The organism is Flavobacterium bomense (genome assembly GCF_003970355.1).
In genome coordinates this window covers 24,200-35,523 of the sequence record NZ_RYDJ01000023.1, presented here as the reverse complement: position 1 = coordinate 35,523, position 11,324 = coordinate 24,200, and the positions used below count along the sequence as shown (strand labels likewise).

The 11,324-nt window shown below is 36.3% G+C and carries 5 protein-coding genes and 1 pseudogene; 3 read left to right on the top strand and 3 right to left on the bottom strand.

Annotation, left to right across the window (positions count from 1 at the left end; genetic code table 11):
• Positions 1-96 precede the first annotated feature (96 nt).
• The 3 genes and pseudogenes from EKL98_RS14730 to EKL98_RS14720 form a co-directional block, all read left to right on the top strand.
• Positions 97-1,125, top strand: a pseudogene (locus EKL98_RS14730) (TonB-dependent receptor domain-containing protein); the annotation flags it as partial.
• Between the two features lie 15 nt (positions 1,126-1,140).
• Positions 1,141-2,835, top strand: coding sequence for a RagB/SusD family nutrient uptake outer membrane protein (locus EKL98_RS14725; protein WP_126563001.1), 1,695 nt, complete (start codon positions 1,141-1,143; stop codon positions 2,833-2,835).
• Between the two features lie 251 nt (positions 2,836-3,086).
• Complete coding sequence (locus EKL98_RS14720) at positions 3,087-4,886, top strand: alkaline phosphatase (protein WP_126563000.1); 1,800 nt, start codon at positions 3,087-3,089, stop codon at positions 4,884-4,886.
• A 68-nt stretch (positions 4,887-4,954) separates the two neighbouring features.
• Here EKL98_RS14720 and EKL98_RS14715 read toward each other — a convergent pair whose 3' ends face one another.
• The 3 genes from EKL98_RS14715 to EKL98_RS14705 all read right to left on the bottom strand — a co-directional run bounded on the left by EKL98_RS14715 (position 4,955) and on the right by EKL98_RS14705 (position 11,311).
• Positions 4,955-6,874 carry a metallophosphoesterase family protein gene (locus tag EKL98_RS14715; RefSeq protein WP_126562999.1) on the bottom strand — a complete coding sequence of 640 codons (1,920 nt, stop codon included), beginning with the start codon at positions 6,872-6,874 and terminating at the stop codon, positions 4,955-4,957.
• Positions 6,875-7,541: 667 nt separating this feature from the next.
• Entirely contained in the window at positions 7,542-9,824 is a 2,283-nt protein-coding gene (locus EKL98_RS14710) for a GH92 family glycosyl hydrolase (protein ID WP_126562998.1), read from the bottom strand.
• A gap of 182 nt (positions 9,825-10,006) precedes the next feature.
• Positions 10,007-11,311: a GH36-type glycosyl hydrolase domain-containing protein gene (locus tag EKL98_RS14705; protein WP_199740711.1), complete on the bottom strand. Its 1,305-nt coding sequence runs from the start codon at positions 11,309-11,311 to the stop codon at positions 10,007-10,009.
• Positions 11,312-11,324 lie beyond the last annotated feature (13 nt).

Genomic DNA, 11,324 nt, shown 5'->3' with positions numbered 1-11,324 from the left:
AATTTTGCGGACTTGTTTCATAGGCTAAAATTAAGATTATTTCTTAACTTAATGTGATGGCTAAGTTAGCATGTCCATTATCCGCTTTATCCAAAAGGCACTTATCCTGGAGGAACTACTTTTGCTCGATTTGCGAATCCAGATATTCAGTGGGAAGTATCTACACAAACTAACGTAGGTTTGGATTTTGGATTCTTTAAAGGCGCTTTATCTGGAACAATAGATTATTTTAATAAAGTTTCAGATAATATTTTACTTGAAGTGGTGCCCTCAGATCCCATACAGCCCGCTTCGACGTATTGGACTAATGTAAAAGACATGACTATTACCAATCGCGGTTTGGAATTCGCACTAGCGTATCAGTATAAAAGTGAGAAAGGAATTTCATTTGGATTTGGTGGTAACGTATCTTTTATTGATAATAAAATCGAAAACTCGCCATTTACGGTGCTCACTACAGGAAGTGCTTCAGGCTCGGGACTTTCCTCGGCTACGATTAACGGTTATGTAAACGGTCAACCGATTGGTACTTTTTTTATGAAAGAATTTATTGGAATCAATGATCAAGGAATGAGCCAGTTTAGAGATGCCAATAATGATGGTTTGGATACCGATGCAGATCGTGTTGTAGCCGGAAGTGCATTGCCAGACAAATTATTTAGTTTTTATGGTAATCTAGCGTACAAAGCATTTGATTTAAACTTTAATTTTAATGGTGTTGCTGGAAATAAAATCTATGACAACACAGCCAATTCCAATTTCTATAAAGCCCGCTTAGCCAAGTCATTAAACACAACTGCTCCAGCAGGAGAATTTTCTTCGGAGTCGATTACAAACCCGGCTTCTATTTCAACACGATACTTGAAAAATGGCGCTTTTCTTCGCTTAAACAATGTATCTTTTGGCTATACTTTAAAACCAGAGTCGATTGGCGTTGGAGATTGGATTAGTTCCATGCGATTTTCTGTAACCGGACAAAATTTATTTGTCATTACGGATTATGACGGTTATGATCCAGAGGTCAACTCAGATCGATCTGTAGCTGGAGTTACTTCTTACGGTATCGATTATTTGAGTTATCCTAAAGCAAGAACATTCCTATTCGGATTTAATGTTTCCTTTTAATTAAATACAATTCACATGAAAAATAAAATAATACTATTACTGACCGTTTTTACCACTTTATTGCAATTTGGTTGTACAACACTTGAGGAAGAAGTTTTAGACGAGTCCCTAACTGGCGGTGCTACATCAGGTGCGGTTGCCGATGGAAGTATTGCACCTGCTTATGCTGTTTTACCGGGATTGTTTTTACACACCAGTTATTTTACACTTCAGGAAATATCAACGGATGAAGCTATTTTGCCTTATCGAGGAGGAACTGATTGGGGTGATAATGGGATTTTTATTGATATGCATCGTCATACTTACAGCAGCTCCCACATTCGAATAAAAGATACTTGGGGATCCATTACTCAAGGTATTTCGAGATCCGTGACAGCAATCAATGCACTAAGTCCTCTGGCAGCAAGCAATCCTGCGGCTAAACTTTATTTGGCTGAGGCCAAAGGGCTACGAGCGTATTACTCTATGTTGAGTTTAGATCTTTTTGGATTAATTTTTGTAAAAGAAAACCCTGCGGAAATTTCTACTGTTTTACGTGGTTCTGAATCGGTAGATTATATTAAAAACGAATTTTTGTCTATTGAAAATGAGGTTTCTAAAACTTCAGGACCCGGTCGTATTACGCAAGGTGCTGTATGGGGACTTCTATCTCGTTTGCACTTAAATGCTGCAGTGTATCGGAATCCATATGCAAGTACTTTTGATTTCAAATCAGAGGACATGGATAAGGTTATTTTGTATACTTCTAAAATTATTGAGTCCGGACAGTACAATCTTTCCTCTGAATATTTTGAAATATTTGATGATGAAAACCATACCAACAAAGAGTTAATCTTTGCTGTTGATCAACGAGCAGAATTGAACGGTCATAATCGTTTGGCTTATTTCTCCTTATCCGGCGACCGGTTTCCGCTTCCCGCATTTGTAAAAGCAAATGGAACTGACGGTCCAGCCATTACATCTGATTTTTATCAGACTTGGGTCGTTGCTTATGGCTCTAAGGATCCCGCAACAATGGATCCTAGGTTTTCTAAAAAGAATCTTATAATACCTGCGGATTCGTGCGTTACGGCAGCTAATTTTGAAATTGATCGCGGGATCATCAGAGGCCAGCAATATGGATTACTTACCACTGCTAATGGGCAACCCTTTGCTCGTTGTGCTGACGGAATTGGATATAAAATTGGCAAACTGAGAAATATAACTCGAGCGGATAAAACAAAACTAGTCAACCATACAGAGAAAATAGATTTTACAGCAGAAGGAAGTGGGTATAGTAGTGGGTATAGAGTATTGAAATATGAGTTCAGTAAAAAATCGGATAACGGGAGAAATAGAGGAGATGCCGATATTGTTATTCTTCGCTTGGCCGATGTGTACATGATGCGTGCCGAAGCTAAACTTCGTAAATCAAATGATGCAGGTGGAGCACTAGCCGATGTAAACTTGGTAAGAGCTTCAAGAACAGCCCGAATTGTTCCGCCAGCCTTAACTTCAATGAAACTCGATCTTTTGTACAGCGAACGTGGATTTGAATTTTACTGGGAAATGCTCAGACGTACGGATATGATTCGTTTTGGAAAATATGAAGGAACCTGGACCGAAAAAACGGATGGTAATGTTCAGAAACGTCTTTTTCCAATTCCACAATCTGCTATTGATGGAGCTTCAGACAAGCCTGGATATTTAGTTCAAAACGCAGGATATTAATTGGATCAAAAAAGTGGTTTTAGCATGGTTTTAAAGGAGAAAATTAAACTAAGCTACTGAATCACGTCATAAAATATAATTTTATTAAAGACCTTTCGGTGAACTGTAATAGCAGCCGAAAGGTCTACATAATTAAATACGGTTCTCGATACATTTTTTGTTCCGTTTTACTCGACAAAAAACACTCGAACTGATGTTTTGAATAATTAAACCCAACGAGTTAACACTACTCTTTTTTTACAATTTATACTATGACCCAATCTATTAAAATTTCAGTTCTGGCCTTGCTGTTTTCTTTGCAGTTCATTCAGGCACAAGACATTCAAAAATATAAAATACATTCTCATAATGATTATGAACAAAATATTCCGTTTTGGAGCGCTTATGCCAATGGTTTGAATTCTATTGAAGCGGATGTTTTTTTGAAGGATAACAACTTGTATGTAAGCCATACCGAGACCGATATCAAAAAAGAACGTACCCTTGAAAAGCTGTATTTAGATCCTTTGCAACAAGTAATGACACTAAAAATGGGAAATCAGCAACCCATACAATTACTGATTGATATTAAAACCGAGTCTGTTGCAACGTTAAAAAAACTGATCGCTGTTTTAGAAAATTACCCTAATGTAATAAACAATAAAAATTTCTCCATTGTGATATCTGGAAACCGACCAGAAGCAAAAACATATACACAATACCCTAATTACATTCAATTTGATTATCAAAGTTTTGCTGGTATTCCAGAAAAAGAACAATGGGAAAAGGTGGCGATAATCAGCAAAAGTTTCAGTGAATTTTCATCTTGGAACGGAAAAGGACGTCTTACTGCCGAAGATTACAAAAAGGTATCCGAAGCAATCAATAAGGCGCATAGTTATGGAAAACCATTCCGTTTTTGGGGTTGTCCAGATTCTAAAACCGCATGGAAAACGTTCAAGGATCTCGGAGTCGATTTTATAAATACCGACATGCCTTACGAGAGTTCACGCTATTTGAATTCCTTAGACAGCAGAGTTTTTTACAATACGATTGATTCGCCGGTTTACACACCTACTTATTTGTCTGACAAGAAAAACAGTCCTATACAAAATATAATTCTGCTTATAGGCGACGGGAATGGACTTGCTCAGATTTCTAGTGCTGTTTTGGCTAATGGTGGCCAATTGACACTGACGCAATTAAAATCGATAGGGTTTATAAAAACGCAATCTTCTGATGATTTTACCACCGATTCAGCTGCAGCAGGCACCGCATTAGCTATTGGTAAAAAAACCTTCAATCGGGCAATTGGAGTGGATTCCTTAGGGATTCCTACTGAAAACATTATGGAAGTCCTTAGCAAAAAGGGTTTTAGTACGGGTTTAATCACCACGGATCATATTACAGGAGCGACCCCTGCGTCTTTTTATTCGCACCAAAAAGAGCGCGATATGACAGCAGCCATCGCAAATGATCTTATAAATAGTAAGATTTCACTTTTTATGGGTGGCGGAAGCCGAAATTTCGCTGCTGGTTTTTCTAAAACTGATTTTTCAATTTTAAATTCCATTGCAGATGTTGCCAATAGTAATAAGAGTCAAGTTGGTCTTTTTTTCTCTGAAAATACGGTTCCCAGTGTTTTAAAAGGACGTGGAAATTTATTGGCAGAAGCCACAAAAAACGGATTGGAATTTTTGAATGCCAAGAATAAACCGTTCTTTCTTATGGTTGAAGGCGCTCAGATTGATTCCTACGGTCATGCGAATAATGTACCCGGAATTGTTTCGGAAGTAATTGATTTTGACAAAGCGATAACCGAGGCTATAAAATTTGCGGATCAAACCGGCTACACTTTGGTTATTGTCACCGCAGATCATGAGACATCGGGGTTTACACTACCGCAAGGAAATTTAAAAGACAAAATGATTGAAGGCGATTTTACAACTGATGATCATACTGGAATTATGGTGCCGATATTTAGCTATGGACCGCAATCGGATATTTTTTCTGGTGTATATGAAAATAATGAAGTTTTTCATAAAATCAAACAAGTATTGGAGCTTAAATAATTTGTTTGTATTCTCATAAAAATTAAATCTAAAGAGAAAAGAGATATCAATAAAAGGTATCTCTTTTTTTATTTTTGAATAACACCCGATTTCAAATCAACAAAAAAATGATCTGAAGGAGCTCCGTTTAAGAACTTATTCAGAATGGTCAGAAAAAGAATTGTATTTTTTGCTGTTTGATTTTCAGGATTTAATTTTCTTCCCTTTTGATGGTCAAGATACGAAGCGATAATAAATTGATATTGTTTTATTCTTTCTTTACCAATTTCGGCTATAGCCAATTCATCAGCACTTCGAATGCGATAAAAGTCGGTGATCAGCTCTAAACCAGACCATTTAAAATCACTTTGATTGAACTGATTCTCTTTTAATTGTTGCTTTAGTTTGTTTTCTGCTTTTTTCCAAGCTTCCTTAAAATTGCTCTTGCGGTTTATAATGGTATTATAATCTGCTGTAGATTCTATATTGGCGAGTAGGAGCAATTCTTCAGCGGAAACTTCTAAAATAAAATTTTTAAATTCTTCCGGCCAATCGTCTGGTAAAAAGCGTAATCTGACCAATTCTTTCAGATGGAAATCGGTAAAATCGAGATAGTTTTTTGTTTCTAAAATGTCCTTATTCCAGAGGTCTGCGGTATTTTGGCTTTTCAAAAATTCATATTCTATTTTATAAAGATCAAAAAGTTCATTGAATCGGGGCACTTCAGTGATTGGTATCGTTTCAATTTCCATGATTTCATTTTCTTTGACAGTGAGCAGTTTGTAGGCAGGAATGTAGGCTGCCAAAGAAGGAGTTTGAATGTTTACCAGCGTATTTCCTTTTTTAGTTTTTCGAACACCTGTGTCGTTGATGTGCATGTGTCCGCCAAAATGGATTCTCAATCCGGCATCAGCAAAGGTTTCTGCGACTTCTTCCTTCGGAACACGGTCTAATTGCCATTTTCCTTTGCCCATTAATTTTTCAATTTCAGTGGAAGCATCATCATTAAATTCTACCATTGGAAAGTGGCTGAATGCGATTAGGGTTTTCCCTCTCTTTTTAGCCTCTACGTTTATTTTTTCAATCCATTTTATCAGGTGTTTTTTATGAGAAAGCACCTTATTGTAGCCTAAACCTGCATCAGAATACTCTTTGGAGTCCTTTGAGTTTTCAGCAGCCTCTTTTTTTGGAATATAAAGATTACCATCAATAGCCAGTAACCAAAGTCCCGGAACGGGTTCTACGACATAGCTCACATCAGGCACGGAATATCCCGGCGTTACGGAATAGGTTCTATTAGTCAAAGAAGAGGCTTCTGTTGCTTTTGTATAAGTATAATTGTCTAATGAATAATTGCAGAAAGGAGTGGTCCAGAATAAATCGCTTTCTTTTGGGGAAAAACCAAAATCTTTCAGTTCAGTTGTAATACCGAGATATCCCATTTTGGCAATATCTTGGGTTATTACTACCGTATTTTCATCATTGCTATTGGGTTTATATAATCCTTTTTTACTAAAAATAGGCTGGCGTTTTCCTTGATTGCCCAAAAAATCATTTTTTCCAGATTCCTGAGCAAAAGGTCCGGCAGGATCATGATTGCCTGTGGTGATAAAGAATTGGATCCCATATTTTTTAGTATAATCAGTAAGGATCTGCCTTAAACCCCGAATGTGAAGTGGTTGCCCGTCATCACTATAATCACCCGGAAGCGCCACGATTTTTATTCCTCTTTGTACAATATCATCTAGGACTGCGAAAAACGCAAAATAGTTTTCATTAAAAATCCGAGTCGAATGTAACTGCGATTCCATCGTTCTTAATAAAGTATGCTTTCCGTTCTTAGGATTGGTGATTCCTTTATAATCGCTGTCTTGTAAGGTTCCATATATATCCTGAAAATGAACATCTGCCAGAAAAGCAATTTTTAATTCCTCGGGTGGAGCCTGCCCTTTTGAAACAGTAGAGTAAAGACAAAGCAGAAAGGATAAATATATAATTATACGGCTCATAACAGCTCTTAATTTATTGAGGTTTTTACGTTTATTGAAGTTTACAAGATTAGCAAAAAAAGGATACAAATCCTTTAAGAGAATGTTATTTTTTGGGTTCTAGGTTTGAGATTTCGTTGGTCTTTTAGCAATTGTGGAGGGTATTAGGCCGTTTGGATTTTCGATTAATGTGTTGCTAAGCGTTTATTAAACAGTTGTCCGGTTTTTGCTGTAATGACTCGAAGTCTATATCCTCACGACTAAGTTGACCAATTTACAAGAACCCATTCATACCATAAAAAAGAGATGGATATTGATGAATTTTGCTATTGATTTTTTTCTTTTTAAAATCCCTTCAGTGTGTTCAGGAACTTAATATAACCCGTTGGGTGCAATGATTAAAAATGTCAGTTTGCGTGTTTTATGTAGTAAAACGGAACAACACTTCTCGATACGCTTCGCACTTGAGGTGACGTGTATCGAGAGCCGTTTTAATTAAATTTTTCTTGTTCTCGATACGATTTTATTCTCGAGGCTTGGGGAAAAAATCACTCGAACTGACGAAAAATTATCATCAAAAACTAATTACACCTAACGAGTTTAATATACTTAAATACAATGCAACACAATTGTATCTGTGCAAAATACCCTAAAATTAATCTTTTTAATTGGGATGTAAATTTTTGATTTATTTTTTAGGTTTAGATCCCATATAAAAAGTCAATTTGCCTCCAGCAGTAATATCATTGTGGTTTATAAACAAAGTCGGTAAGGGCTTGCCATTTAGTACTATTTTTTGAACATAAACATTTTTGTCTTTTTGATTTAACACCTCTATGGTAAACATTTTACCATTTTCTAAAGTCAATACCGCATTGTTTACCAAAGGGGATCCAATAGCATATTCAGTTGAACCTGGAGCAACCGGATAAAATCCTAATGAAGAGAAGATATACCAAGCACTCATTTGTCCGCAATCATCATTTCCTCCTAAACCATTAGGTGTTGGTTTGTATTGCATTTTCATTATTTTTCTAACCTGATATTGTGTTTTCCAAGGTTCATTTGTCCAATTGTAAAAATAGGCTACGTGGTGAGCAGGCTCATTTCCGTGAACATAACCACCAATTATTCCTTCTCTGGTGATGTCTTCTGTTTCAGCGAAAAATGAATCAGGTAAATGCATGGAAAATAAAGTATCTAAACGATCTGAAAATGCGGATTTACCACCCATTTTGGCAATCAATTCAGTTGGATTATGTGGAACAAAAAAACTGTAATTCCAACTATTTCCTTCAATGAATCCTTGGCCGTGCGTTGTCATAGCATCAAAATTACTTTTAAAAGTACCATTTGCTAATTTGGGTTGCATAAATCCTGTTGTTGGATTAAAATTGTTTTTCCAATTTGAGGATCTTTTTATAAACTCTTCATAAATCTCCTGTCGATCTAATTTTTTTGCTAATTGAGCTATACACCAATCATCATAGGCATATTCTAATGTGTTTGAAACTGAAGTGCCACTTTTTTCATCAGGTATAAAACCTAAATCCATATAGGTGCCAATGCCTTCATAATTTCGATGTTTTGCTGTTGCCACACAAGCATCCAGCGCTTCGTTTGGGTCGCCATTATAAACCCCTTTTATGATCGCATCTGCAATTACTGAAACACTATGATAGCCACTCATGCACCAATTATCGTTGGAGTAATGAGACCAAATTGGCAGCATGTGTAAGGCGCTTTGCTTGTAATGCGCCATCATTGACTTTATCATGTCATTATTCCGGGAAGGTTGAATTATGTTAAAAAATGGATGCAATGCCCGATAGGTATCCCATAGCGAAAACGTACTGTAATTGGTAAATCCATTAGCGGTATGAGTGTCCTGATCTAAACCTTTGTATTGTCCGTTTACGTCAGTGTATGCTGTAGGATTTATAAAAGTATGATACATTGCAGTATAGAAATTTTTCTTATTGTCTTCGGAAGCTTCTATTTTAATCTTATTCAGTTCGTCATTCCATAATTTTTGGGCATCCGTTTTTACTTTCTCAAAATTCCAATCTTTAATTTCGGATTGCATATTTTCTAAAGCATTTTCTTGACTTACAGAGGATAGTGCAAATTTTATTTTAATTTTTTCGGCTTCTTCTGTTTTAAAATCAAAATACATGCGTATTTTTTTTCCAGCGATTTCCGGAAAGTTTTTTGATTCATCAAATTTTCTCCAAAAACCACGATACGATTGCTTTGTGTCATAATTTTTTTGTCCGTAATTGGCAAATGGTTTTGAAAACGACATTGCAAAATATACGGTTCTAGTCCGTGCCCAGCCATTTGTTTGTCGGTAACCTGTGATTAGGGAGTCATTGACCACTCTTATATATGTCCAAACATTTTTTTCATCGTAATTATAAATACCAGCCATTAAGTCAAGGATGATGTGACTTTCATCCGATTTTGGAAATGTGTATTGATGCATTCCTACTCTGGTAGTTGCCGTCATTTCGGCAATAATAGCATGATCATCCAGTTTTACTTTGTAATAACCAGCTTCGGATATTTCATTAGAATGTGAGAACGCAGAGCGATACCCACTTTTTGTATCCGATGCCGTTCCGGGATTCAGTTGTAGTTTTCCTTGTGTTGGCATAACTAAAAAATCGCCAAGATCAGAATGACCGGTTCCACTCAGGTGTGTGTGACTGAATCCTACAATGGTTTTGTCTTCATATTTATATCCTGCGCAATATTTGTAAACATCACCATTATATTTTCCGTTTAATTCATAGGATATGGTATCCGTTTCGGGACTTAATTGTACGGCTCCAAACGGCACAGTTGCCCCAGGATAAGTATGTCCCATTTTTTCTGATCCAATGATTGGTTTTACATATTTAATTAAATTTTGTTGCGCACTAATTAAATTTAAATGGAGTAGGAGAATACTAAATATGAAGTATTTCATTTGTTGTAAATATTAAAGAGTTATTTTTTAAACATTTATTTTAGGGCTCGAATTAATCGCTAACTTACAGCTCTGTTTTTAAATTTCACTATGATACAATATTTAAAATTAATTTTTAGTACGGGTAACTATTGAAGAATAGGAGGCAAGCTGGGAATTAGATGGATACTATTAGTTCTCTTTTATTCTTGGACGGATTGAGCGTTTAATTGCTCAATCGCAGACCAAAGAACTCCGGCAGACCCTCTAAATTGGCCAGAACCCTTTGGTTCTCCTGCAGGAGTCCACCATTCGTAGAATCCTTTGTGAAGTAGCACTCTGTCCAGCATAGGAGAAAGTGCTTCAAATGCTTCATCATATAATTCATAGTGTATTAATTGTTGTACCATTCTGCCACCAAACCAAGTCCAATCTCCTCCATTTTGATAACCATACTCACTCATTCCTTTATTTTTAAAAAAACCATTTGGATAAACGGGAAAAAGAGTGAGCCCTATAGTCTGCGCTCCTGCTGATTTTACATTCGCTTTCATCTTTTCGTAAGCTTGTTTCACTTGTTTTTTGTTTAGTAAACCAGCCTCAATGGCAATTGCGGTACCACCATGATAGTAGATTTTATTTTCATCAAAATCTTTAGGAAAAGGAGAGTCCTTGAGATATATATGAGTTCTGTATTTATTGTTTTTTTTGTCCCAAAGGTGTTTTTTAGTATTGCTTACTATTTTTTCTTTGATCAGTAGCCAAGGTTTTTTTTGATTTTCAAGGGCTAACAAATCAATATAATTATTAAGTGCAATAACAAACATGGCATTGTCATAAATATCAATTGCAAAATGACTGGAACTGTCGATAACTACACCCCAATCATGCTCCGGTTGAACGTCACCCCAATCGGCTGTTGTAGCTCCCCAAAGTAAGCCGTATTTTTTATCAAAACGGTGTTCCAGTAAAAAGGTTAATGCTTTACCCATGAGTTCTTCTACAGTGCTGTTGTCAATTTTTTCTTTTAAAATGGAGTGGTCTCCAGTAGCTTTTACATATTTATATAAAGCCTGAATAAGCGAAGTTTCCTGATCTGTTTCCACGGTGTTTTTGTGGGCTGCAAATTCTGGTGCGAGTTTGCTGTAATAAAAAACACCACCACTACTGGCATTTTTAATTTCAGTATAACCATCCATGATGTTACCGTCTTTTCCCTGGAATTTAAAAAAGGTAAGCAGAGCCTCTTTCAGCTTTTCCTTATCGGCGACTTTAGTAGCGAGATCGGTAAAAGTATTCAAATCCCGAATCCATACTTCGGAATAACCATCTCCTGCGTTAAAACCAGAGGAAACTAGCTTTCGCGCTTTTTCTGATACTGTTTTTAAACGGGTATCTGTTTTGATTTTATACACTAATTCGGGCTTCATAACCGCTTTTTGTCCTGTTACAGTTAAGGATAAAAAGAATAAGGCTGAGAGGATTAAAAAAAGAAAATATGTTTTCATAATCATATTATTA